Here is a 24,342-nt window from a genome sequence, read left to right as displayed (position 1 = left end):
CATCTGTGATTGATGATATCAGGCCAGGGCAGGGAAGGCGGCCGGTTACAAGGCTTGTAACCAAAGTCGGGCCCGTTCGCACGGGCCCGGCCGATGGCAACTATCAGAAGTAATAAGGGAATTTCAGGCTGAAAGAAAAGTCAGGTGCGTCATCGGTCAGACCAATGGACAGGTTGGGCACGATGGTCAGGTTGTCGGTGGCGGCGAAGGTCAGGCCGATGTTGAAGTTGGCGGCGTTGTAGTCACTGTTGGAGATCGATTGCCAGTCGCCGCCATCAGGTTTGATCTTGCTCTTGCGGGCGAACTGGTCGGATACCGAGAACGACATACTCATCTTTTCGTTAAGGGCAAAGGCGATGCCACCGCCGATCTGCCACGAGTCGCCAAGCTTGACGTCACCCGGCACCTTGCTGTTCACCTGCGGACTGATGTCGCTGAACGAGTCTTGCATGTTGTAGGTGTAGGACAGGCTGCCGAACAGCACGGCCGGGTCGAAGGTCTTGACCAGCGAGATGCCCGGTGTGATCGACCATACACCGTTGCCGGTCGGTAGGCTTTCCGGTACTGCGAGGTTGTTGTTGCCGTCCACCTCGCGCAGTTTGATGCCATAGGGGTCTTTGCCGGTCGGTGCCTTGATTCGCAGGGTGGCCACTGCGTCAGGCCAGGTTTCGTCCTCGTCGAGGAACTTGTAGGCCACCCCGACGTTGATATCGCCGATTTCCGGGTCGCGGGTCACGCTGGCATCGGAAGTGGTTGCCCCGGCTCCCCCCGCACCGCCAGACGAGTAGGTGGACTCGCGGTAAACCACGGGGACGTTGATATCGAACTGCCAGCGCTGCGCCAGGTTGTAGCGCGCGGTCATGTCCAGGGTCCAGTTGTCAGCCTTGATCCGGTCAAGGTTGATGCTGCCGAGGAAGATCGAGTCCAGTGCCAGAAAGCCATTGAGGGTCAGCGCACGGGTATCGTAATGGGTATAGGTAACGCCGGTTTCGAAGCTGAACTTGCCCCCGCCAAAGAATCCGCTGGCTTCGTCATACAGGTTGGAAACGCTTTGCGCCGGCTCGGAATCGGCTGTCAGCGCCTGGCCGTAGGAGCTCCCCGTAGTGCCCGGTGCGCCAGAGGCGACGGTCTGCGCACCTTTCACCCCTTCGGCCGGAGACTTGACCAAGCGTTTGGGTTGCGCGGCAGCAGGGGCCTCCTCGACCTGGCGCACACGTTGCTCCAGCACCATCAGCGCCTGTTGCTGTGCCTCATAGCGGCGTTTGAGTTCAATCAGTTCCTGTTTCAGCGCTTCGACTTGTGGGTCGGCGGCTGCGTAAAGTGCGGTGGCGGGGGCCAAGGTAGTCAAGCACACAAAAGCTCTGAGCGTAAAAGATCGGTACATGGAGTTGCCGTCCCTTCCAACTACTTTTGATGAGACTGAGCGTAGATCAGTATCCGAAGGTGCGAAGACCTTTGAGCTGGTCGAGGCTACCGTTGAGGGAAGCCGCTGTCGGCACGCTCTCGCGCATGACAACGTTCAGGGTGGTGACGTTGTTGACCAGGTTGCCGTTGCCAAGCAGCGTCGAGTTCTGCAGCAGGCCACCTTGGGCCAGGCGTTGCACGCTGCTGCCTTGGTTGTTGCTGGCATTGATGTTGAGCTGCACGCCCACACCGCTTGAGGACACACTGAGCGCGCCGGCGCCATTTTCCCCGACCAGGGTCTGGCCGGCGGCCAGTACCTGGCCTTGCTGTTGTACGGCGGGGGCCTGGTTGGCTTTGGTCACATTGATATCGACGTTGTTGTAAGCGGCGTTGTTGTCACCGGCTGCACGGACCACCTGGGTCACACCTTCGGTGGTGGTCAGGCCGTTGCCGCCCGTTACCACGCCAGTCCCGGCAGCAGACGCGCTGCTCGGCGCCGTACCTGCGCCTTTTCTATCGATCATCGAGACATAGAACTGGGGTTTGATGGTCGATTGCTGAACCTGCAGCGTGGACGTTGCCCCGATCACATCCCCTTTTGCATTTTGCCAGGTGCTGGACATGACAATGCCGAAGCTCACGATTCGTCCGGGCATCACATAGCGGCCCCGGAGGTTGGCCAGCTCCTGGTCCTTCAGTTCGATGGGTTTCAACGCCTCTGCGTGACTGGGCAAGCTGGCTGCCAGGCAGGCGATGGCCAACCACAATGAAGTCTTCATGAAATGCTCCCTGGAGCTTCATGCTCCTTGTCATTAGAACAGTCGTTAGAAGAAGTCGCTTCTGATGAAGCCGAAGTCCAGCAGCTCTGCGTCCTGCACGGGGGTGAAGTTGTTCACCCGGCCCTTGGCGGTCAGTGGCAGGGGCGGGTCGAGCAGGATGTTGTTCTTGTCGTAACCCTGGCCGATCACCGCGAAGATGATGCCGTTCCAGCCCTTGAGGAAATCGTCGACCTTGTATCGCCTGTGGCCCAGCACCGGATCACCGATGTACACCCAACCTTTGTCGACTTTCTGCATGACCACGAAGTGCTTGTAGCCGCGCACATCCATCAGCACCACGACAGGAATGCGTACGCTGTGCAGGGTTTCAGGTGCCACCCGGTAACCGCGGGCACGCATCCCGAGGCTTTCGACGTAGCGCTTCATGTCGAGCATCGAGAAGCCTTGCGTGCGCACAAGGTCCTGGTCGGCGTGGGCCAGCATGCCTTCGATGATCTGATGTTCGTCCACATCCAGCCAGTACGCCTGGCGCAGGATGGTCGCCAGCGCGGCGGCGCCGCAGCTGAAGTCGGTCTTTTGTTGCACCAGGTCGGCGAACTTACGTTCACGCAAGCTCTGGATCGGTTTGAACACCACAGCGCCGCCCGGCAGGACGGACAGCGGCATTTGTGCAGCTTCGCTCACGCTGGCCAGGCACAGCAAAAACGCCAAGGCGAAAATACGCATGATCGGATGCCTTACGGTGTGTTGAAGAAAGGCCCCCCGAAGGGGGCCTCAAGCACAGCGGTCAGAACGAAGTGTTGGAGATGGCCAGCGAGTTGCTTTGCTGGTTGCCCACACCGGCTGCTACGTTCACGCCCAGGTTACCGCTGCCACCGTTCACCGAACCGCTAAGGGTTGCAGTGTTGGTAACTGGGTTGGCCCAGCCGGTCGGGGTCAGCACTTGGAAGGACACAGTATTGCTCAAGTCGTAGGCGCTGCTTTCGCTGTAGCTCTTCGAAACGTCGTTCGAGGATTGTTTTGATTGCTCGCCAGACTTCGAGAACTCAGACGCCGAAGCATTCTCGTACGAAGAGTCGTGAGACTTGGTGTACGAAGACTCTTTGGACTTGTCGTACGACGACTGATGCGCCTTGTCGTAGTTGGAGTCGAATGCTTTCTCGAACGACGAGTCGTATGCACTTTCGTGCGACTTGTCGACCGACACATCCAGCGACGCGCTCAGCGAACCATCGAAGGTGCTGGAGCGGGTGCGCTCGCGACGGCCATCATCGGTGGTAAAGGTACGCGTGGCGTTGGCTGCAGCGTCCAGCGAAGCTGCCAGGCTGGCGCTGCTCGAGGCGCTGTGGCTGCCGCTGGCAGAGCCACTGGCATCCCAGCCGAACGAGCCACTTGCGCTCGAGTTGTGGGAGCCGCTGGCATTGCTGGATTGCGAGCCGCTGGCGTTCCAGCCACTGGAGCCGCTGGAACTGGCGCTTTGCGCACCGGCGACGCTGAAGCTCGAAGACGAGCTGCGGTCGTCGGTCGAGTTGAAGCTGCCTTCCTTCGAGCTTGAACCGCTGGCCGATTTGGTGATGGTAATCGTATCCACCCGATAGGTGCGGTCGGCGCTGTTGTTTACAATCAGGCCTGGGCCGTCCTGATTGGCCGAAGCCGTGGCAGTGGCGTTACCCAGCGGGGCACCGGTGTTGGCGATGGCCATGGTGTTTTTCTGTTGGTTGAGGTCGCCACCGGCAACGTTGATGCCAATGTTGCCCTCAGCCCCGCTGGCCGAGCCGCTCATCACAGCCGAAGACTGGGTCGAATAGTTGTCGACCCGGTTGTTTCTGCTGGTTTGCACAACGTCAGCTGTGGCACTGGCCATGCCGAACACGAAGCTGTTGTCCAGGCTCGAGTCGGAGCCTGCGTTGGCAATGGCAGCGGCGTTATCTTGCTGGTTGCCGTTACCGGCCGCCACGTTTATGCCAACGTTGCCGCTGGAGCCGGTGCCAGAGTCACTCATCTCGGCTTCGTTGATGGTGCCTTCATTGGAGATGCGGTTGCGAGTGCTGGTTTGGGTATCCCAGGCATTGGCCGTTGCATACACAGGGATCTTGGTGGGTGGAGGCGTGTGATGACCATTGTTGTGGTGGCCGTTATGGTGGTCATTACGCCGATCATTTTGCCCAGCTTGTACAGCAACAGCCATGACCGCAGCAATTGCGAAAACCAGAGGCTTGATTGCCATCGAGGGTTTCATGGTGATTCTCCGTACGCTATTAGGTTAAGTGTCGTTCTTAACTGCAGGGTCAATCCGCGACCCGGATGCTCAAGGTGTTGGCCATTCGGTTTCCCACCCCGGCACTCTGGTTCAACTGGATCACCCCTCGGCTACCGGTGAAGGCCTGGTCACTGGTGGTGACCTGGCGATAGCCTGCTGGAATGTCAGTTGCTCCTGAGTTGTTGATCAGCGCCACGTTCTGCTGCATGAGGACGCTGTCGTCGATGCTTTGCGGTTGTGCGCCAATGCTGATGTTCAGTGCGTTGGCTTGCTGGGTGTTGGCACCTGCGCTCTGGTTGACCCCCAGGGCGCCGCTGCCGTTGCTGAAAGCGTTGCCCTGGATGGTTGAGCGGGCGTCCATCGCGGGGTCGGCGGGCGTGTTGAGCCGTTGCCGGATCTGGGTGCTTGCATTGGCTTCGGGGCCGACGGCGATGGCACGCGCATTGACTTGCTGCTGTTTGTCGCCAGCGGCCTGGTTGACAGAGAGGTTGCCCTGATAGCGGCTGCCTGAACTGTCGATATCGGCGTTGTTGATGACGGGAACCAGGGATTGCGCAAAGGCCGGCGCAGTGCAAAGGGCGGCCAGCATCAGCAGTGTGCGCTTCATCTCACTTGCCCCCGCCGGTCAGAATCTGCAGCGGCGCGAGGCCACGCTGCACGCTCGAGTTGACCATGTTCGAGATACCGTTACCCGACCCCGTGCCGCGTCCGCCCGCCAAGTTGGGAAGCTGGTTCTGGTTGCCGAGGTTGCCACCCAGGTTGTTGGTCTGCTGGGTGACCAGGTTGCTGATGCCTGCACCGCTGCTGATGCCGGCGAAGTCGCCATCGCTCAGCTCGTTGGTTTGCTTGAGCACGTGGGCAGAAGGGTTGGCATTGACAGTGGTAGGGCTCGGGTCTGGGATCAGAGGGGGGATGGTCGCGTTGCGCACCTGCACATCGCGCTTGATGATGATGATCCCCTTGTCCGCCTGAGCCGTCAGGCTGAGTGACCCCAGTACACAACCCACCAGTAATAGGTGATAGAGGCGTTTGTCACGTTTCCTCACGACGGCAACTCCTTCTTTGAGCGCTGGCCCTGTTCAGCGATGCGAACGACAGAGCAGAAGGTGTGCCGCTTTTTAGAATCTTTTTTAGATCAGATAGTTAGGGCAAGAGGCTGACAAAATGCGGCGCATGTTGTCTCAGGCTTGAAACAGCTTGCCCTGCGCGTTGCCGGCAAAGTCAGCTGTGGCCTTGATTGGAAGGGTTTTTGCAAGTGTGTTTCACGGGCTTGACACTGCCCCCAGGACAGGGTCAAGCCCCGCAATTTCGGGGGCTTTGCCCCACCGGAGTGTGTCAGTGGTTTAACACTCGGTTGGGCATGATGGCGCATCGCTACCAAGCAGCATAGCAACCGATTGCAAGGCCAGCAATTGGCGTTGCGGCCAATTGCCATCGAGTATTTGGTGCGGCTGTTTGTGCCGCCTCAGCCACGCCTGGCTGTCGTCGAAAAAGCGCTGACGATCGCTGAGATCGGGTTGGCAACGCTGACCATCGGCAATCCAGTCCACCCCTTGCGGGCTGAGCAACAGGTGCAGGTCGTAACGCCGTGCCAGCAGTGCCTCTTCCAGCCAGGTTGGGCAGTCGTCGAACAGTGCCTGGCTCCAGAGCATGTTGCTCAGCAGGTGGGTGTCCAGAATTAGCAGTGGGGGCGCCAGCTCGCGCGCACGGTCCTCCCATGCCAGTTGCCCGCGGGCGATGGCGGGAATATCGGCGTAGCAGGTGTCACGGCATTGCTGGTCGATGAAATGGCGCACGTACTCGCCCACCACCACGCCACCAAAATGTGCCTGGATCACCCCGCTAAGCCAGCTTTTGCCACTGGATTCTGGGCCGCACAGTACCAGCACTTTCATTGCTTGTGGCGCACTCATGGCTGTACCAACGCCGGGTCGCGGCGCCATTCCAGCCAGCCGCGTACAGCAATCAGGGTGAGCACGGCGAAGAAGGCGGCGGTGAAATACAACTGCTGATGCAGGTATTGGCCCACATAGATGATGTCGACCACGACCCACAGGGGCCAGCACTGCAGGCGTTTCTGCGCCATCCACAGTTGCGCCACCAGGCTGAATCCGGTCAGGGTGGCATCCAGCCAGGGCAGGGCGGCATCGGTCCAGTTGGCCATGGCCGCGCCCAGGGCGGCGCTCAGCAGCACCCCGGTGGCCAGGCCGGTGAACAGTGCCGGGCGTTGCAGGCGGGAGACCTGACGGGCGTCTTCAGCGTGGCCGGGGCGCTTCCATTGCCACCAGCCGTACAGTTGCAGGATGGCGTAGGCCACTTGCAGCAACATGCCCGAGTACAGCTTTACCTCGTAGAACAGCCAGCCATAAATCAGCACCATGACCAGGCCGATTGGCCAGCACCAGGCGTTCTGCTTGACCGTGAGCCAGACAGCGGTTACGCCGAGGAGGGCGGCAATGAGTTCAAGGCCGGACATCGGCGATCCTTGGAGGCTACGGGGAAGGGGCGAGATTGTAGCGGGTCGGCCGGTGAAGGTGTAGGGCGCAGCGGTGGGATCCCCGGTTGTAGGAGCGGGTTTACCCGCGAACACCGGCAGCGCCGGTGCCATCCACCGCGTTGCTTCCTTCGCGGGCATGCCCACAAAGGATCGGCGGCGCCTTGATTACCAGCGCCCCGCCGCATCCTGGTCACTCTGCTTCCCCTCCACCCATCCAGTGGTGTGTCAATCAGCTTTGCCGGTGAAGATGACGCGTATCATCACTGACCTTCAGCGGGCTACACGCGCCCTGTGGGAGCGGCCTTGTGTCGCGATTGGGCCGCAAAGCGGCCCCAGGATTTCGGCTTTGATGCGCAGATTGTCNGACACAAGGCCGCTCCCACTCCAATCGCGCCAGCTTTCAGAAATTGAGCAAGACAGTTGCTTCCACAGGTGCAGCGCAGGCTTGAAGGTCACTCGATACCTGCGGGAGCAGGCATGCCCGCTCCCACAAAGGGCTTGTTCTCAGACCCGGAACTGCCGCAACAACTGCTCCAGCTCTTCGCTCAACCGCCCCAATGCCACCCCAGCATCGCTGGACTGACGCGCCGCATCGGCGGTCTGCTGCGACAACCCGGCAGTATCCAGCACATTGCGGTTGATCTCTTCGACCACATGCGACTGCTGCAAGGTGGCGCTGGCAATGGAGGCATTCAATGCGGTGAGGTTGTTCAGCACCTGGTTGATGGCGTCCAGGCTGGCGCCGGCCTCGCGGGCTTGTTCGACAGTCTGGCGCGATGCCTCGCTGCTGGTGTCTATGGCCTTGACCGCAGCGTCCGACTGACTCTGCAGGTGCTCGATCATGGTATGAATCTCGGCCGTCGATTGTGCTGTACGCTGGGCCAGCAGGCGCACCTCGTCGGCGACCACGGCAAAGCCTCGGCCTTGCTCGCCAGCCCGTGCAGCCTCGATGGCGGCATTCAGCGCCAGCAGGTTGGTCTGTTCGGCAATGGAACGAATCACGTCCAGCACGCCGCCGATGCGCGTGCTGTGGCCGGCCAGGTCGCGGATTACCTGTACGGCCTCATCGATGGTCAGCGACAGGCGGTCGATCTGCGCCAGGCTGCCGTGGATGGCCTGCTGGCCGTGCGTCACCTGTTGTTGTGCCGTCCGCATCTCTCCGGCGGCCTGTTCAGCGGTCTTGGCCACGTCCTGCACGGCGTAGGTCACCTCATTGACTGCAGTGGCCACCTGGTCCATCTGCAACGATTGCTGGGCACTGCGCTGTTGTGCGGCACCCGCATTGTCACCGACGTGCCCGGCGGACTGGGCCAATGCGTGGGCCGCGCCTTGCAGTTGGCCGACGACACCTTGCAGTTTGCCGTTGAAGCGGTTGAAGTGCTCGCCCAGGTGGGTGATCTCGTCGCTGCCATGGGTGTCCAGGCGCCGGGTCAGGTCGCTTTCGCCGCTGGCGATGTTGCCCATCGCCTGTACCGCTTCCTGCAGCGGGCGGGCGATGCTGCGGGCGATCAGCATGACCACCAGCGCCATCAGCAGGGCAATGCCCACACCAACCAGCGAAGCGTCGCGCAACTGGCGAGCGAATTCGGCCTGCACGTCATCGACGTACACGCCCGAACCGATGATCCAGCCCCACGGCTTGAACAACTGAATATACGAGGTCTTGGCTACCGGCTCACTGGCGCCGGGCTTGGGCCAGCGATAGTTGACCGGGCCGGCGTCCTGCTGGCGGGCAAGGGCGACCATTTCGTTGAACACGGCGAAACCATCGGGGTCGCGGATGGCTGAAAGGTCCTGGCCGTCGAGCTTGGGGTTGGCCGGATGCATGATCATCTTCGGCCCCAGGTCGTTGATCCAGAAATAGTCGTCATGGTCGTAGCGCAGCGCGCGCACTACTTGCAGCGCCTGTTGCTGGGCGGCTTCGCGGCTGAGCGTGCCGGCAGCTTCCAGGCCTTGGTAATAGGCCAGCACACCCGCGGCGGTTTGCACCACATGGCGGGTTTTCTCTGCCTTGGCCTGGTACAGGTCGCCATGGATCTGCCGCAGCATCAGCAGGCCCAGTACCACCAGCATAGCCACTGCCACCACAAGGATCAGCCACAGGCGCTGACTGATTGACATCGATCTCAAAGTGTTCATCCATCAGCTCCCGCATTGTTCTTTTTATTAAGGTGCATCGAAGCATGCTTTGCAGCGAGCCCACACTCGACTAATGGCTAAGTGCTATGTTGGTGATAGTCTGCAACGGGCCGGGTAAAGCAATTGCCAAGGGGCTCTATCAGGATTTCGGCCGCGCAAGATGAAACCTTTAACAGGCATGAACTTTTCCGCTGGCGTTGCGCCCAACAGTCGCTGTAAAACAGCCGGGCCGTGTAAGGCAATTTCAAGCAAATCAAGAACAAGGGGCCTGCGACAAGCAGAGCTCCATCCGGGGGAATGATGGATTTTTGGACTGCCTTCCAGGCAATCATCTTAGGCGTGGTCGAAGGGCTGACGGAGTTTCTGCCGATCTCCAGTACCGGTCACCAGATTATCGTCGCCGACCTGATCGGTTTTGGCGGCGAACGGGCCATGGCTTTCAACATCATCATTCAGCTGGCGGCGATCCTGGCGGTGGTGTGGGAGTTTCGCAGCAAGATTTTCGAAGTGGTCTTCGGCCTGACCCACCAGCCCAAGGCGCGCCGCTTCACGGGCAACCTGCTGCTGGCGTTCATGCCGGCGGTGGTCCTGGGTGTGCTGTTCGCCGACCTTATTCACGAATATCTGTTCAACCCCGTCACCGTGGCGGCGGCACTGGTGGTGGGTGGCGTCATCATGCTCTGGGCCGAGCGCCGTGAGCACCGTGTGGAGGTGGACCATGTGGACGACATGCGCTGGAGCCATGCGCTGAAAATAGGCTTCATCCAGTGCCTGGCGATGATCCCGGGCACGTCGCGCTCCGGTTCGACCATTATCGGTGGCCTGCTGTTCGGCCTGTCGCGCAAGGCAGCGACCGAGTTCTCGTTCTTCCTGGCAATGCCGACCATGGTCGGTGCGGCGGTATATTCGGGCTATAAATACCGTGACTTGTTCCAGCCCGGCGATCTGCCGGTGTTCGCGCTCGGCTTCGTGACCTCGTTCATCTTCGCCATGATTGCCGTACGGGCGTTGCTCAAGTTCATTGCCAACCATAGTTACGCGGCATTTGCCTGGTATCGCATTGTGTTCGGCCTGTTCATTCTGGCGACCTGGCAGTTCGGTTGGGTTGACTGGTCCACGGCACATGGCTGAGGCGCTGCGTGGGCAACGGGCTGAAGGCGTGCGCAATGTGCGCCTGAAGCTGCTGCTGTTGGGCGTGCTTTGCCTGTTGCCCGGCCTGGGGGCGGCGCGCATGGCCTGGAACGATCAGGCCTGGTGGCCGTTGGCGTTGTACCCGGCCATGAGCCTGATCAGCCTGTTGCTGTATTGGCAGGACAAGCAGCAGGCACGTAACCAGGCCTGGCGTACACCCGAGAAAGTGCTGCATGCCAGCGAGTTACTCGGTGGTTGGCCGGGGGCGCTGTTGGCGCAGCAGCTGTTTCGGCACAAGACCCGCAAGGTGTCGTTCCAGTTGGTGTGCTGGGGGATTGTGCTGCTGCACCAGGTGTTCTGGGCAGACTGGCTGTTTCTTGACGGGCGTTATCTGCCCCTTGGTTGATGTGCAGTTGTGCCGGCCTCTTTGCGGGTAATGCCGCGAAAGGGCCGGTACAGGTAGATCACATGACCAACCCCACCTGCAACCGCTTGGGCAACCGACGCACGACCAGCTGGTGCGACCGCTGCAACACCTCACACAGTTCATCACGCCCCATGGGGTAGGGCGGCGCCATGCTGACCCATCGCGCCCGCGCCAGGTACGGCGCCGGCCGTATCCCGGGGCGATCGCAATAACCCAGAAACAGCTCGTCGGCTACCTTGAACGACAACCCGGCACCCGCCAGGTCGAGCACCGCGAACATCTTGTTTTCTGCCACCGAAAACACTCGGATGCCGCCCCATTTGTAGTCTTCCCGCGCCCCCGGCAGGCTCAGACAAAATGCCGCCACCTGGGCCTCGCTCATCTTCCGTTCAGACATACCGCTCTCCACAAGCCTCGAATGACGCCGCCAGGTGATCGATCCACACTCGGACCGCAGGCAGCAGGCCGCGCCGGTGTGGGTAAACCGCCTGCAGGTAGCCACCCGGCAGCGACCAGTCTGGCAGCAGGCGCACCAGTTCGCCGCGTTCCAGTTCCTCTTCACAGAACATGCTGGGCAGCGCAGTGAACCCCAGCCCGGCACGTACAGCAGCGTTACGTACTACGAAATCATCGATCGCCAAGCGTGGCTCCAGCGCTATTTCCTGCTGCTTGCCATGGGGGCCGAACAGGCGGAAGTGTACCAGCCGGTCCGCTTCGGCTGCGCCCAGCACGGGCAATGATGCCAGCTCGCCCGGTTCGCGAATGTGGTCGGCAAAACCGGGTGCAGCCACCAGTTGCATTTGTGCCTGGCGCAGGCGGCGGGTGACCAGGGCCGGGTCTTCGTCGCCCAGATCGCGTACGCGCAACGCTACGTCAATGCCTTCGGAAATCAGGTCGACCCGGCGGTTGAGCAATACCATGTCCAGTTGCACCAGCGGGTACTGCTCGAGAAAGCGGCTGATCACATCCGGCAGGAAGGCGTGTGCCAGTGCCACCGGGCAGGAAACCCGCAAACGCCCGCGCGGTTCACTGCTCATGCTGGCCACGGTTTCGTCGGCGGCTTCGGCCTCCAGCAGCATGGCCTGACAATGATGCAAGTAACGTTCACCTACTGCGGTGAGCTTGAGTTGCCGTGTGGTGCGCTGCAACAGGCGTGTGCCCAGGCGCTCTTCGAGCTCGGCGATACGCCGCGACAGGCGCGACTTGGGGATACCCAGCTGGCGCCCGGCGGCGGCGAATCCGCCGGCTTCGACGACGCGCGCGAAGTAGAAGAGGTGACCTGTTTTCCTAGAGAAACCATTGATCAAAACTGATATTTCCTTTATCGATCAACGGGATAGAAGAATTTTGCTTTTGACGAATGATCAAAATCAGGACTTTGATCAGGCTCATTGATTGAGATTAGAATAGCCGAGGAGGAGAGGCTGGTGGAGCTCTCCAAATGCTGAAAGCAACGCATTGGCTAAGGACGCAACATCACCTTTTACAGAGGCCGGTCACCACAGCGATCGAACGCATGTGCCAGGTGATCCAACCAAGCCCTGACAGCCGGCAACACTCCACGCCTGTGCGGGTAGACCGCCTGGAGCCACGCAGGGGCGCAATGCCAATCAGGAAGCATGCGAACAAGCTCTCCGCTGGCCAGTTCGCTCTCACAGTGCATTAACGGCAAAACCGTGAAGCCCAGACCACCCAGCGCCGCTTCCTTACGCATGATGAAGTCTTCGACACCCAAACGGGCAGGCATAGCGATCTCGTACCGCTCGCCGGCCTGGTTGAACAAGCGCATTCTGGCCAGCCGGTCAGAGTCTAAAGCCCCCAGGAAGGGCAGAGCCATGAGTTCTTTGGGGTGACAAACAGGGTGGGCGGCAAGGAAATCCGGAGAAGCCACAACCTCCGTACGAGCCTCACGCAAGCGCTTGGTGACGAGATTTGGCTCTTCATCTTCGGCTTCGCGAACGCGCAGCGCGACATCGATACCTTCATTGATCAAGTCGACTCGGCGATTGACCAATAGCAGATCGAGCTGGACTTGTGGGTACCGGGTGAGGAAATCACGAACCAGTGGATTTAAGAATTGATTCGCCAAACCGACCGGGCTACTCACCCGTAGTGGGCCCCGTGGCTCACTGGTTGCGCTGGCAACCACTTCATCGGCTTGCTCAGCTTCCAAGAGCATTGCCTGGCAGTGGCGCAGGTACCGTTCACCTAAAGCAGTGAGCTGCAACTTGCGTGTTGTGCGTTGAAGGAGGCGAGCGTTGAGCCGCTCCTCCAATTCCGCGATACGGCGGGATAACCTTGACTTTGGGATGCCAAGCAGGCGGCCTGCCGCAGCGAAACCACCAGCCTCCACGACCTTCGCGAAATAGAAGAGGTCATTCAAATTTCGGGGTTCACCAATAGCCACTTTCGGACGACCTTAGGACATAGGGAGCTAGGCATGCAGGGCATGCATTATGCCTGAGTCGTCCTAGGCCTGTATCCGTTCACAATCGGGGTATGAAGGTCAGCCACGCCGCTGGGCTCTGAGTCATGACACTTGTACGCTGAGCTTCACGACTTCTTCAGGCGATTGCTGACGGTTTGCCGTGAAATCCCCAGCCTCCTAGCCACCTCGGCCTGGCTATAGCCTTGATCGACGAGCTCTTTGATTTGCTCTCTCAACTCCCGGGATGCCGCGACATTTGGGTGTGGCGTCTTCGACGGCAGCGCCGGTATCTCGCTGCAGAGCAAACCCGTGGACTCAGGGTCTTTTACAAGGTGATCCAAAACCTGTTGCGGTGTCTGTCCGCGCTCTGCAGCGTAAGCGACCGTCAGCAAGGTCAAAGGATCCACTCCCAGTGCTTTCGCCAGCTCTTGGCTAACGTCTAGCGTCACAGATCGAGCACCCGCTTCGAGACGACTAATGTAGCTAGGGTCGATGGCCTCTGCCAAATCCTGCTGCGATTACTCGCGGCGGGTACGAAGCAATTGCAAGGCTGCGGCAAAGTTTTCCGGACAGTCCACCTCTGGTGTCTAGATCAGATGACCTTTGACTTCCTCCGTCCCTTGATCTGAAGAGCTGACCCTATGGCCTTTGGGCTGTTCCCATAAGAAAAACCTAAAGGTGCGATTCTGACGGGGAGTGGAAAGAAAATCTCTCGAGAGTACCAACACATCAACGTGTAGCACTAATAACGTCCACAGGGCATTTGCGTGACGCTAATACCCGGAGCGCTGTTTCCGAGGAGTGCCAGTAGAGGCCCATGAAGCCTCCGAAAGAGCCTATGAGCAGTTGTGAGAAGTAAGGCGCCATACCCCCTTCGGCTGATCCTTTCTAAGCTAATACGTCCCCCGGTGCAGATTAGCGCCGGTCTAGGGGGCTGATGTCGCCAATCCCGATTCAAGAGCTTCAAGTATCAGTTATCGCCGCTGTCGGGCTGCTGGCCTGCGCAGGGATTTCCCGCAAGCCCGGAGATTCTCGTACCGTTCGACGTGATATGGCATCTCCCAGCCGGGTGTCAACTACCCTTAGCTTAGGGATACGTCCGAGGCCATCTTTCAGGATGTTTAGCCCACGTGGAGTCACCCGCTTCTGCTTGTAGGGCAGAGGGCATTACCAGCAATCAGCAAGCAGCAACCCACCTCCCCCCAACACTCCATACGAGAGGATAAGCCATGGCAGATGATTCCAGCTCAAACAAACCTAGCGGTACGGCTAATCTGGTGACCCATTACACCCAGTACAGCGATCTTGAGAAAGAGTATGACCCTGATGTCGCAGCAGGCCTGATGAAGAAGGCTTTGGAGCGTCAGGGGCTGCAGCAGAGCGGGGAGGGGGTTAAAGCGTGGGCGGCCATCAACAATGCGATCGTTACTAAGCCGGTAGACCTCGCCCAGGAGGTTGCTCAGGGTAGCGCTAAGGCTGATGCCGTGGTGCAAGGCCTTTTCAGTTCTGAGCCGGCGGCTGTAGATGCGTCAGCGGGTAATCAGTCTCAGATTTCCAGCGAAGAGATGGACACCGACGATTACGATTTTGAAAATTGCGATGCAGAGGCCGATGAAGAGGCTCAAGAAGACCCTCGACCTTCTCTAAGTGAAATTTATAACATGGACAGTGAGGAAGATGCACTAGACGAGGCGTATGACGACATGCTCAAGCTCATCGAAAAGCCATAGCGCCATAGTATCTGGAGGCTCCTTCTTGGTGTTACATGTAGTGGAAGTGAATCATTGTCCAGTCTTGCATGTGCATTGCAATCCACTGGTTGGAGCTCATCAATATGAGCCCCAACCAGCCTCCCTCACTTCGAGGCGGAAAGAAATCCATTAGTTATAAAGAATTTTGAAATCAAATCCCTGATGACCTCGCGATTCTCAAACGCCTGCTCGATCGAGTACCCCGCCTTCAGTACCTGATCTACTGCCTGATTTTCCACCTGCCTTACGAAGGCCTTAGTTCTTTCCTTGTCAAGACGCAGCTCCGGTAGTGGTTTCCCAGGATTCTCGTACACGAGTCCTTGCATAATGCCGTAAATGCAACTGCCAAATCCTTGGGCGTAAACGTGGGATGTGGTTCTCAGATGCTTCGCTAGCAGTTCGCTAAAGTAGCTAATGTCATCCTCACCAAGCAAGGCGCGAAGCTGACCAAAATCAACGTGGATGCCAATGTTTGGATCTTGGCACTCAAACATTGACTGGTATTCTTCAATCGTCCGCTTGCAGGGTGACAGCGCAACGTATGATTCTTTGCAATGCTACCGGCTCATCACAGAGCTGATCGGCGGCCTTACTCGCCTCGTCAACGGATGGGAAAAGAGCCGCAGTGATCGGTCGCATGATATGCCAGGCCTCGTTGTCATCCACATTCATCTCGACGCTCAAGAACCCCCGGAAAGCCTTCAGATCTTTCCAGCTCGTGAAGGCTGTGATGGGCTCTTTGGTGATCGAGAGGAAGGCATTGAAGGCATACAGGCTTCCCCATATACCCACCTGGGCACAGGTGGCATCGACCTTATGCTTGACGGTCTCTTCATTCAGCACGCCTAAGCGACGAAGAGTGCTCCTGTCATGAAGCTTGATTTGCGTGAGAGTGATCATTCTGACTGATACCTCGTGTTCACGGTGAGGCGGGCTAGATGTCCGTGGATGAACTCAGGGTAGCATGGGTTTTTGATTGTGCTTCCTGCGCGAAAGTTAAGGTGGGAGGTGCGGTTTTCAATATATCAGTAAATCGTTGATCGTAACTTTTGCTCGTTGGATATTTCTGTGTGGTGTTGAGCAAAGATATAGCTGTATAAGCAAGGTTATTTGTGGGGGTAGATGCCTACGTGGAGAATGGCAAGGTGCCAGTAAGTTTGGCGAGCTTAGTAGGCTATAAAATTGCCGTTAACAGCTTTGGGGCGTAACTCAAGTTTTCCAGCAGGTGGGTCGAATTTCAAAGGAGAGATTATGTTGGCAAGAGTTGCGGCGGTGAAAATATTTTGTGCCAACTTGCCGCTCGGAAGGCGCTTGCTGACTCATTGCAAGCGCCATCCTCGCCTCCCATTTTGAACGCTCAAAACGCCGTCTCTCTGACTGTTGCTTAATCGAGAGCCAGCATCTCACCAACTGCCGAAGCCGAAGCCGAAGCCGAAGCCGAAGCCGAAGCCGAAGCCGAAGCCGAAGCCGATGACTGTCGACTGTCGTTAGTGAATGTGCTATGAAATATTAAGGACAACTAGGTCAGCTGGGTTATACAGCACCAAAGACCGTTTCATGGCTAACTGCGATGGAATGATCTCGCGAGCGAAAATGCTCGATAGCTGACTGAAGTCGAACATCAGGCGAGGGTCGTGAGTTTTACGAAACGCTCCTACTATCGAGAGCACCGATCCCGGGTCTTTAAGACTTGAAATCCATGCCGGATCTAATGCGTTAAACATTTGGCTAGCTGAGCAGTATGCTTTGGAGTACGAATCGCCCTGGTAACCAAATTCGATGTATATGGCGTCCGGGATCCACTCCTGGAATGCCCTGTCAACCTTATAGCCTTCAGGCGAATAACAATCTGGAATTGAGCAAAAGTTAATCAAAGCAGAAATGGCACAGGCGATGTCTTCATTCGTATAGGGGAGATTTCGCATACCGTTCCATGCTTGACGAGCCGTAGATCTCAGCAACGCCTCGTCGACTTCCTCGGGAAGCCCGGTAAAGATCCACTCTACTGCTTGGGCTCGAAGCCCTCGTTGAGTGTTCAGTGCCCCTCTTATCGAATGTTTCACCTGATCGGCAAGACTGGGGGCTGTGGCCCCGTTACGAAGGGGCAAAGGCATATGGCGGCCAACGGTCGAATAAAATTGTTCGTTTGGATTTACTCGCCATGGTTCGAGTGCCTCGTCGCTCCATTGCGCGGTGGGGCTCAGCGGAGCGACGAATGAATCTGAGTCGTAGGTTTCGGGCGTCTCGATATAGATATTGCGGAACAGGCTTTGCTTTCCTTGCTCTTCTGCTATGGCACGGAGCATGGCATGGTTCTCTATGCGTCGCTCATTGAAGAAATACGTGTCGAGTGTTTGCTCCAAGGCGCTCTTGTGTGAAGGGTATATCTGTTCGCGCGATGGGAAGGCTGGAGCACCACTCCAAGGGAATACGATTCTATCCATGTCGTAAATCTGATACCATGGATGATTCGCGAACAAGAAGTGACCGTGCTGTGATTCCAGCCTCCAAAGATTAGGGACGTTAACCGTCACTGGCTCTGCAATAAGTGCTATTCCTTCAACCGAAGGGGGCAGATGACTATAAAATTCTTTAAGGTCTGAAGTATCTAGGCAGTAGATAACGCAATTGCCAGGCTCCTCGGGTGGAGATTGAGTGTCAGATGCAAAGAAGCCTGCAATTGTAGGTTCGGTGCTAAAGTCAATATAGTTCGTAGGGAATCCATAATGCTGAAGCACAGCGAATAGAGAATCGACGTGCTCTTCCTCTGCAAGATAAGCGAGAGCTGGCTGCTCGATCACCCAGTTCGTGAACCTCAGCAGCTTCTCATCAAGCTGAGATTTAGCGACCGGGTCGTGAAGTACTTTGCGCTCCAGCGACGAACTTGGCATCCACTCGCGGAGCTGTCCTCGAAACCAATCGTAGCGTCCTTCGGCTTTGAAACTCTCAGCAAGCGCAACTGCGTCTTCTACGTTCGCTGCTTTAAATACTGTCATCGATGATATCCATATATCAAATTATGCAGTCGATAGTTTGACCGCCTTGCACCAGTTTGTTCACTAAGCCCGTAACCTGAATTATTTGCCGTGGAGCATCAAGCCACTGCGCGGGTGACTGCTAGCCACGGCAAATTCAGAGTAGGAATTGATCTGGGCCCAAACGCCAGCTTCAGGAGGTTTGTGCGATATCTTCCTCCAGCTCCCGCACCGCTTTACTGGCTTTGATCTCAAAGCGGCGTTCGACCTCTGAATCGCTCAATTTTGCCGCTTCTGCGCCAAGCCACATAGCGAGCTTCTCGCGCTTCTGGGGCACCGTGAGAGCGTCAAGGTTTGGAATGTACCCATCGCCTGCCTTCATGCCTCGTTGAAGCTCGTAATAGGTCTTGATCAGCGACTTTGGGTGAATCTCGCCGCCAGGACAGAATCGATCGGTAAGCTTCCTGATGGTGTGATTCACGGAGCGTAGTTGTGCAGTCGTGGTGATCTGCGAGAAGTAGGCTGCCCAGCCGAGCCGCTTGCCCTTGAAAATGCAACCGGTGATCCTGAGGTTGAGCTTCCATTGGCAATAGGCAAGCGCACGCTCTTTATCTGCCATGCTACGGGCGGTCAGCAACTTGTGACGGTAAGCAGTGAAGATCTTGGCCACCGATGCTTCGAATCTCAGGATGCTCTCGTGACGTATCAGTACGTTGCCGCTCTCAATCTGATAACCCAAGAAACTGAAGGGCTCAGTCAGTGGCGCGACTTTGGATTTCGACTCAGGCCCAAAGTCATGAGGGTTGAGCTTCAACCCCTTTAGCTGGGTAATCAGCTCATTCGCTGTTGAGCGTGCCAAGCCTGCGGGCGCGAGGATCAGGATGTCATCCACGTAGCGCTTGTACCAAATGCCCGGCCTTGATCCAAAGGTGGCATCAATGCTTTGCAAGGCAATCTCTGCAAGTACGTTGGAGATTGCCAGGCCCTGCGGTACGCCAATAGTAGGTCGATCAGCACCTTTACCTCCCCTGGATTCAGGCACAGTGGGCGTGGTGAGGGCGCTGCTGATCAGCTTGCGAAGCTCTGGTTTTCTGATCTTTTTCTTTGTTGCCGAGGCTACAAGGTCATGGGGAATGGATGGATAGAACGTTTTCAGATCGATTTTGGCGTATTCAGCGTAAGCGCCTGAGTCGAGGGCTTTTTTCAGCGAGTCGATGACGGTCTGAGGGAGTGTGAGTTTCGCAAGGGGGAACACGTCAGAGAGGCAATTGCAGAGCGCGCGCAGGACGATACGGTCTCGGGCTGTGGGGATGGATATCTGCCTGGGAAGAGATGATGCCCCTTTGAGTATCAGTTTTTCCTTGTAGGCGGTGAAGCGGTACTCACCCTGGTGAACCTTTTCGTGAATGTGGTCGATTTCCGCACTCAGAATCTTGTTGAGGTTAGCCGGGCGCATACGGTCGAGCCCGATTGCACCAGATTGCTTGATTTTCTCGGTGTAGATTTCCAAAAGGTGCTCACGGCTGAAGCGCTTTTTGAAACTCAGGGCCGCGCTCATGGCTTGTTCCAAAACGAGTAAAGCCCGACTACCACAGGCAGTGCATAAAGCATCGTCGTGATCAAAAAGCGCATCGTCAGCCAGAACACTGCATTGAAGTACTCGAAACCCGTTGGAACTCGACTGGTAAGCCCAGTTGCGAACACCCGCGCTATGCGATCGTCGATCTCTCGATGATTTTCGGACTCAGCGAGCAATTCGTTGTAGCGGTTTACCTGCGCAGGTGTGGGCTTCGGGGCGTCAGGTTCAGATGACTCGTTGGGCAAATCACGATGAAGCTTCTGCAGCTCCAGATAATTCGTACGCATCAGCATCGCACGACCTCGGAAATCCCGATTCGCTACCGCGAGTGAGATGCCCAGCAGCGCGACGGATAGAATGGTCGCCATGACATCAGTGTCGGGGCCCAGCACTGTGCTGTGTCGTATGGTTAGCACCCCCAGGGCCGTGCTTAGAATCGCATACCAAACCAGCAAGAGCTGTGAGTGAAAGTCCAGCCACTCTAGGCGTTTATGAGCCTGAATTCGCGCCTTGTAAGTGAACCAGACGTTGTCCTTTTTCACGCACATCTCTCCATAGAAAAGGGGAGAAGGGGTGGGAGGATTTGAGTACCGTTGAACATCCCTAATGGGATCAGCGGGCCGAAGCCCAACAGCCGAAACTGTTTATTATCAGAACCGCCCTCGCTTGCGCGAGAGGAAGAGCCCACCCCTCCGCGAGTGATTCTACCGTGCCAGTATCACGGGTGGAACTGGTTCCACCTAAAGGGCTAAGCATTTTGTGAAATGCCGGATGAAGGGCACGGACTCAGATTCAGCCGCTGAAAACCAGCTAGAGTACAAATGTACTCTTCTGTGTAAGGTCTGACGCCTAGAGAGGGTGTCAAACTGAAATGCAGGCCGGCGTCGCTTCTACGGGATGCTCATGTACTCCTAATCCGGCAAATGCGTCATGCAGCGTGGCGTGCTGGCTGCTGGCCATCCTTTCCGGATATGCTCCGGCCACAGCATCACATCCAGCCCTACGCGGAGGTGGCCATCGGCCCTGCAGGCTGCAATTGATGCGTAATTGTCGCCTGGGCGCATGTCGAGGCGGGTGGTTCCTCTTCCTGGTCAGGAGGGGGCAGATTCCATGGAGATGGCATGAGCTTTTTTTCGGACGAAGAGATTGATTCACTCAAGATCACACGGATGATCTTGCATGTCGTGGGTACCAAAGACTTCGCGGCCATGCCAGAGCGGGCTCTGGAGGAGGAAGCGTTCTTCATCGGCAAGATCGTGGACATGGCCACCGCGCCGGTGTTCATGTTCAAAGCGGTATCGGTGACCCGTAACGAGGTCGAGGCGATCGCAAGTGAGGACACGTCCTTCGTGGCCGGCGCTCAGGCCCTAGCCGCCAGTTTCAACCGTGCGCACGTGGGTGGCAGTGCTGATGGCGTTCTGTTGATGTTCGAGCTGTCGGTGGCAGACCCGGATGTGAAGATCTATAGCCTGATCAAGTACGACTACAAGCTTGCGTTGGAGCAGAATGATGGTGCTCCAGGAAAGAAGCTGCGGCGTATCGTGAATGCCTTGGTGGACGAGAAGAAGGCCATTCAAAAAACGGCGCTGATTCGGGTGATCAGCGGGGTTGCCGACCAGAACATTTCGGCCACCGACCGCACCAAGCAAGGGGTTGATCTTGCCGACTACTTCGCCGATTTCTTGGCTGTGAGCAGGGCAGTTTCGGACACCGAGCTGAGCGAGATCACCCGCAAAGTCCTCAAGGCGGCACTGCAGACCTGCATTGAGCACCTGCCCGGTCAGGATATAGCCAAGGCGCTGCAGCGGGCCCAAGCCAACCTGGGCACTCGCCGGCGCATTGATGAAGAGGCGATCGTTGAGGCAGTGATGCTGGCAGCGGGGCATCCTGAGGATGAGAAAATCGCCAACCGCCTGGAGCGTGAGACGCGTAGTCGTGTCAGGAAAAGCAAGCTGCACGAGCTGAGCTTCAAGCCTGATCGCCGGATCCTCCGACAGCCCTACATGCGCAAGATCGTCACGGCTGAGGGCGTCACGATTCTCTTCCCCGATCGGAAGGAAAACCCCAATGTCCAGGTGATACAGCTCGACGGAGATAAGAAACAAATCATCGTCGACACAGACCGAGTCAAGGAGGACAGCGTTGTCACACCAAAGCCTGGCCAGCCTGCTTAACGAGCTATCGCGCAAGCGTCAGGCGCTAATCACAGAGGGCAACCTGACGCTCATCGTTTCCGACCTATCTGCGGAAACTGCTCGGTCGATCAAGAAAGCCGCTGTCACTGCTGCCTGGTCATTCACGATCTACGACTGCGCGAGCAGCGAAACTGACGTCGATGATGAGGATGAAGATTTTGGGCCGTTTCGCGTTGAGCTGGAGAAGCCACTTCCGGAAGACCATGTCCAGGAACAGGCCCTCTATGTGGCGACGGAAGTAGGCTTCAAGGCGTTCCTGGTCAATGGGCACGCTGCTGCACGTTGGCACCTGCTTGGCCTCACTCAGCCTTTCGTTACCAGAGCGAGGGCATATTGTGGTTGGGGTGAAGAGGGCGACTACACCGAATCACAGGCGACCAAGTCACCCCGCCTCCTGGTGAAAGAATCAGCGACCCTCCGCAAAGTACCGGAGGATGTGCGCCTTTGGTTGCTCGCAGAAGGACATCATCTCGATGAGGCTGATCCTTTACACATGCTCTGGGCAGGTCAGGCATTCGGTGCCCTGAGCCGTTGTTTTGCGAATGAAATCGACACCAGTGGTAGCAAGCTCACCTTCAAGGGGCCGCCCAAGCTAAACCTTGCGATCCCAGAGGCGGTAGAGGGTCATGCTCCCATCTCGCTTAAAGACTTCGAGGTTGTCCAGGAAGCAGCGGCATGGGTGTTCGATAACGCGCGGGAAGCAGAGGTGAAGCACATCCTGTTGTCCGCCGAAATCGCGCGTTCCGGTCGGGCGGACGGGGAGGTACAGGAGTACTTCAGGGAGAACCTGGCCGCTGCCTTGGATTGCGCGAGAATCGCTTATCAGATGGCGGTCTCGGAAATCACCAAGGACACCCTGAAATCCCTGACAGATCTTCGTAAGGCTGTGACGGAGGAAACGTCGAAGGCCACAGACGCGACCCGGCAAGCAATCGCAGCGATCTCCACGGCGCTGACCGTTGGCTTGGGCCTCATCGCCGCGAGGCTCACGTTGCAGATCAACCCGTACCTGATCTCGATCGTCATGGCGGTCGCAGTTGGCTACACGGTACTGAACGTGATGTCGGGCCGTAAGTTCATCAATATCCAGCGAAAGCTTCGTAAGGACTGGCAGCCAAAGCTGTATCGCTTTCTGTCTGAAGCCGAATTCAAGAAGATGGTAGGGGATCCGATTGAGCAAGCCGAAGGGCTCTTCTACAAGGTGAGTTGCCGGGGTATTGCGATGCTTGGGGTCGCGGCCCTGGGTATTTCCATATACGCCTTTACCTACAGCGCCCCTGCACCCTCATCGTCGACGTCTATAGTTCCCCCGCCCCAAGCTCCAGCAGCTCCAACAACCCCACAGCCGTCTGCCAGCGACCCGGCGACTCAGCCTCAGATTAAGTCTCAGCCAGCCCCTACCTCTCAGCCCGAGATTACCCCGCAGCGAGAGCCGGCGCCTCAGCCTGAGATAAGGCCACAGCCTGGGCCTGCCCCGTGACAGCGGACGCCAAGAAGCGATACTTACATCGCTATCTTGGAGGTTGTCATGTACCCAACCACTCGCCGCAATTACACCGATGAGTTCAAGATTCAGGCCGTTGCGCTGGCTGAAACGCTTGGCAGGACGGAAGCTGCTCGCCAGCTGGAGATGTCTGTGAAGACGTTGGACAACTGGGTCAACGCTTCCCGCAACGGCCAGCCGTTGAGCTCTCCTGACCGTCGCGCAATCACCAGAGAGGACAGCGAGTTAGCACGATTGCGAGCCGAGAACGCCGAGCTGAAACTGGAGCGTGAAATCCTAAAAAAGGCGGCGGTATTCTTTGCCAAAGAGTCCAGGTGAGATACGCCTTCGTCGCTGAAGAACGGGCTCAGTTCCCGGTGCGTCTGTTGTGCCGGGTAATGGGTGTCTCGGTTTCAGGGTTTTACGACTATCAGCATCGCCAAGGCCGTCCAGATCCGGATGCACAAATACGCATCGATCTACACAAGGTTTACGCGGCTAGCCGCAAGACCTATGGCCGACCACGGCTAGTCGAGGCGCTAAGGCAGCAGGCCTATGCGGTAGGTCATAAGCGCGTTGATCGGCTGATGCATGAAGAGCACATACAAGGCCGATCCAAGGGCGGTTTCAGGCCGTGCACCACCGACAGTCACCATGCGCTGCCAGTGGCGAGCAATTTATTGGGTCGTCAGTTCTCCGTTCAAAGCTCCACCCCAGCCTGGGTCAGTGATATCACTTACATCGCTACGAAAGAGGGCTGGCTTTATCTGGCAGTGGTACTGAGCATCCAAACCCGCCAGGTGCTAGGTTACAGCCTGGCGGACAGGATGCCTGACGACTTGGTCGAGCGCGCTTTTATGAACGCCTGGAACGCATGTTTGGGCGTCTACGGAGTGATTTTCCATTCCGATCAAGGGCGCCAGTACGCGAGCAGCAGGTTTCGTCTCGCTTTGGCCAAGAAGGGCTTCGCGCAAAGCATGAGTCGGAGAGGAAACTGCTGGGATAACGCCGTAGCTGAGAGTTTCTTCGCTACATTGAAGAGAGAGGAAGCCTACGCGGTCTACCCCACAAAGAAACAGGCTCACCTGGCACTTGCCAGCTACATCCATGGGTTCTGCAACAGCTGTCGACTGCATTCAGCATTGGGTTACCGTTCACCGAACGAATACGCAAAAGGCTTAAGGCAGTTGGCTCTGTAGCCAGCTTCTTGGCGTCCGCTGTCACGGGGCAGGCCCATGCGTTATCTAACCCTGAGTAGGCTGCGGGATTGATGTCAGTACGCGCTCAAAGGGCT

The 24,342-nt window shown here is 57.6% G+C and carries 25 protein-coding genes and 1 pseudogene; 7 read left to right on the top strand and 19 right to left on the bottom strand.

Going from position 1 to position 24,342, the window contains the following annotated elements; all coding sequences use genetic code 11:
• Positions 1-103: 103 nt before the first annotated feature.
• From ACTJJN_RS05870 to mcpP, 10 genes and pseudogenes are all read right to left on the bottom strand, one after another.
• Positions 104-1,384, bottom strand: a complete 1,281-nt coding sequence (locus tag ACTJJN_RS05870; RefSeq protein ID WP_004577464.1) for a hypothetical protein — start codon at positions 1,382-1,384, stop codon at positions 104-106.
• A 46-nt stretch (positions 1,385-1,430) separates the two neighbouring features.
• Positions 1,431-2,183: a hypothetical protein gene (locus ACTJJN_RS05865; RefSeq protein ID WP_004577465.1), complete on the bottom strand. Its 753-nt coding sequence runs from the start codon at positions 2,181-2,183 to the stop codon at positions 1,431-1,433.
• A gap of 45 nt (positions 2,184-2,228) precedes the next feature.
• On the bottom strand, positions 2,229-2,909 hold the full coding sequence (locus tag ACTJJN_RS05860; protein ID WP_012052567.1) for a C39 family peptidase: 681 nt from the start codon (positions 2,907-2,909) through the stop codon (positions 2,229-2,231).
• A gap of 61 nt (positions 2,910-2,970) precedes the next feature.
• The gene (locus ACTJJN_RS05855) at positions 2,971-4,422 is read right to left on the bottom strand and encodes a hypothetical protein (protein WP_012052566.1); all 1,452 of its coding nucleotides are present in this window, start codon (positions 4,420-4,422) and stop codon (positions 2,971-2,973) included.
• Between the two features lie 49 nt (positions 4,423-4,471).
• On the bottom strand, positions 4,472-5,050 hold the full coding sequence (locus ACTJJN_RS05850; protein WP_012052565.1) for a hypothetical protein: 579 nt from the start codon (positions 5,048-5,050) through the stop codon (positions 4,472-4,474).
• A 1-nt stretch (position 5,051) separates the two neighbouring features.
• Positions 5,052-5,489 carry a hypothetical protein gene (locus tag ACTJJN_RS05845; protein WP_003253914.1) on the bottom strand — a complete coding sequence of 146 codons (438 nt, stop codon included), beginning with the start codon at positions 5,487-5,489 and terminating at the stop codon, positions 5,052-5,054.
• A 297-nt stretch (positions 5,490-5,786) separates the two neighbouring features.
• Positions 5,787-6,356 carry an AAA family ATPase gene (locus ACTJJN_RS05840; protein ID WP_012052564.1) on the bottom strand — a complete coding sequence of 190 codons (570 nt, stop codon included), beginning with the start codon at positions 6,354-6,356 and terminating at the stop codon, positions 5,787-5,789.
• A complete protein-coding gene (pnuC, locus tag ACTJJN_RS05835) occupies positions 6,353-6,919 on the bottom strand; it encodes a nicotinamide riboside transporter PnuC (RefSeq protein WP_088512249.1) in 567 nt (188 codons plus the stop codon). The genes ACTJJN_RS05840 and pnuC overlap by 4 nt, the downstream gene beginning before the upstream one ends.
• Before the next feature lie 525 nt (positions 6,920-7,444).
• Positions 7,445-8,179, bottom strand: a complete 735-nt coding sequence (locus ACTJJN_RS05830) for a methyl-accepting chemotaxis protein (RefSeq protein WP_404940839.1) — start codon at positions 8,177-8,179, stop codon at positions 7,445-7,447.
• Between the two features lie 138 nt (positions 8,180-8,317).
• Positions 8,318-8,989: pseudogene (gene mcpP, locus ACTJJN_RS05825) on the bottom strand (methyl-accepting chemotaxis protein McpP); the annotation flags it as partial.
• 390 nt (positions 8,990-9,379) lie between these two features.
• On the opposite strand from mcpP, the gene ACTJJN_RS05820 reads away from it, so the two are divergent.
• On the top strand, positions 9,380-10,210 hold the full coding sequence (locus ACTJJN_RS05820; RefSeq protein WP_003253910.1) for an undecaprenyl-diphosphate phosphatase: 831 nt from the start codon (positions 9,380-9,382) through the stop codon (positions 10,208-10,210).
• A complete protein-coding gene (locus ACTJJN_RS05815) occupies positions 10,203-10,616 on the top strand; it encodes a DUF1294 domain-containing protein (RefSeq protein ID WP_003253909.1) in 414 nt (137 codons plus the stop codon). The genes ACTJJN_RS05820 and ACTJJN_RS05815 overlap by 8 nt, the downstream gene beginning before the upstream one ends.
• 58 nt (positions 10,617-10,674) lie before the next feature.
• On the opposite strand, the gene ACTJJN_RS05810 is transcribed toward ACTJJN_RS05815, so the two are convergent.
• The 4 genes from ACTJJN_RS05810 to ACTJJN_RS05795 all read right to left on the bottom strand — a co-directional run bounded on the left by ACTJJN_RS05810 (position 10,675) and on the right by ACTJJN_RS05795 (position 13,571).
• Positions 10,675-11,034 carry an MmcQ/YjbR family DNA-binding protein gene (locus ACTJJN_RS05810; protein WP_047605158.1) on the bottom strand — a complete coding sequence of 120 codons (360 nt, stop codon included), beginning with the start codon at positions 11,032-11,034 and terminating at the stop codon, positions 10,675-10,677.
• On the bottom strand, positions 11,027-11,944 hold the full coding sequence (locus ACTJJN_RS05805) for a LysR substrate-binding domain-containing protein (RefSeq protein ID WP_088512248.1): 918 nt from the start codon (positions 11,942-11,944) through the stop codon (positions 11,027-11,029). The genes ACTJJN_RS05810 and ACTJJN_RS05805 overlap by 8 nt, the downstream gene beginning before the upstream one ends.
• Before the next feature lie 176 nt (positions 11,945-12,120).
• Positions 12,121-13,044, bottom strand: a complete 924-nt coding sequence (locus ACTJJN_RS05800) for a LysR substrate-binding domain-containing protein (RefSeq protein WP_129932661.1) — start codon at positions 13,042-13,044, stop codon at positions 12,121-12,123.
• A 146-nt stretch (positions 13,045-13,190) separates the two neighbouring features.
• The gene (locus ACTJJN_RS05795; RefSeq protein ID WP_440781094.1) at positions 13,191-13,571 is read right to left on the bottom strand and encodes a helix-turn-helix domain-containing protein; all 381 of its coding nucleotides are present in this window, start codon (positions 13,569-13,571) and stop codon (positions 13,191-13,193) included.
• A 723-nt stretch (positions 13,572-14,294) separates the two neighbouring features.
• Here ACTJJN_RS05795 and ACTJJN_RS05790 point away from each other — a divergent pair.
• Entirely contained in the window at positions 14,295-14,795 is a 501-nt protein-coding gene (locus ACTJJN_RS05790) for a hypothetical protein (protein ID WP_088512246.1), read from the top strand.
• Between the two features lie 125 nt (positions 14,796-14,920).
• Here the strand turns inward: ACTJJN_RS05790 and ACTJJN_RS05785 are convergent, their stop codons facing one another.
• The 5 genes from ACTJJN_RS05785 to ACTJJN_RS05765 all read right to left on the bottom strand — a co-directional run bounded on the left by ACTJJN_RS05785 (position 14,921) and on the right by ACTJJN_RS05765 (position 19,912).
• Positions 14,921-15,310, bottom strand: a complete 390-nt coding sequence (locus ACTJJN_RS05785; RefSeq protein ID WP_088512245.1) for a hypothetical protein — start codon at positions 15,308-15,310, stop codon at positions 14,921-14,923.
• Between the two features lie 13 nt (positions 15,311-15,323).
• Positions 15,324-15,716 carry a hypothetical protein gene (locus ACTJJN_RS05780; protein ID WP_088512244.1) on the bottom strand — a complete coding sequence of 131 codons (393 nt, stop codon included), beginning with the start codon at positions 15,714-15,716 and terminating at the stop codon, positions 15,324-15,326.
• Positions 15,717-16,315: 599 nt separating this feature from the next.
• Positions 16,316-17,812, bottom strand: coding sequence for an FRG domain-containing protein (locus tag ACTJJN_RS05775; RefSeq protein WP_088512243.1), 1,497 nt, complete (start codon positions 17,810-17,812; stop codon positions 16,316-16,318).
• A 172-nt stretch (positions 17,813-17,984) separates the two neighbouring features.
• The gene (locus ACTJJN_RS05770) at positions 17,985-19,349 is read right to left on the bottom strand and encodes a reverse transcriptase domain-containing protein (protein WP_085706262.1); all 1,365 of its coding nucleotides are present in this window, start codon (positions 19,347-19,349) and stop codon (positions 17,985-17,987) included.
• Positions 19,346-19,912 (bottom strand): SLATT domain-containing protein, encoded by a 567-nt coding sequence (locus ACTJJN_RS05765; RefSeq protein WP_088512538.1) that lies wholly within the window; start codon positions 19,910-19,912, stop codon positions 19,346-19,348. Before ACTJJN_RS05765 ends, ACTJJN_RS05770 begins: the two co-directional genes overlap by 4 nt.
• A gap of 579 nt (positions 19,913-20,491) precedes the next feature.
• On the opposite strand from ACTJJN_RS05765, the gene ACTJJN_RS05760 reads away from it, so the two are divergent.
• From ACTJJN_RS05760 to ACTJJN_RS05745, 4 genes are read left to right on the top strand one after another with little or no spacing between them, the layout of a single operon-like run.
• Complete coding sequence (locus tag ACTJJN_RS05760; protein ID WP_088512242.1) at positions 20,492-21,544, top strand: nucleoid-associated protein; 1,053 nt, start codon at positions 20,492-20,494, stop codon at positions 21,542-21,544.
• Positions 21,513-23,045: a hypothetical protein gene (locus ACTJJN_RS05755; RefSeq protein WP_256596093.1), complete on the top strand. Its 1,533-nt coding sequence runs from the start codon at positions 21,513-21,515 to the stop codon at positions 23,043-23,045. The genes ACTJJN_RS05760 and ACTJJN_RS05755 overlap by 32 nt, the downstream gene beginning before the upstream one ends.
• 48 nt (positions 23,046-23,093) lie before the next feature.
• Positions 23,094-23,387, top strand: coding sequence for an IS3 family transposase (locus ACTJJN_RS05750; protein ID WP_023661668.1), 294 nt, complete (start codon positions 23,094-23,096; stop codon positions 23,385-23,387).
• Positions 23,384-24,247, top strand: a complete 864-nt coding sequence (locus ACTJJN_RS05745) for an IS3 family transposase (protein ID WP_088512241.1) — start codon at positions 23,384-23,386, stop codon at positions 24,245-24,247. The genes ACTJJN_RS05750 and ACTJJN_RS05745 overlap by 4 nt, the downstream gene beginning before the upstream one ends.
• Positions 24,248-24,342: the final 95 nt, after the last annotated feature.

This window comes from Pseudomonas sp. 22515, from assembly GCF_052044625.1.
Classification (GTDB): Bacteria; Pseudomonadota; Gammaproteobacteria; order Pseudomonadales; family Pseudomonadaceae; genus Aquipseudomonas; species Aquipseudomonas alloputida.
This window is presented reverse-complemented; position numbering and strand designations above follow the sequence as displayed.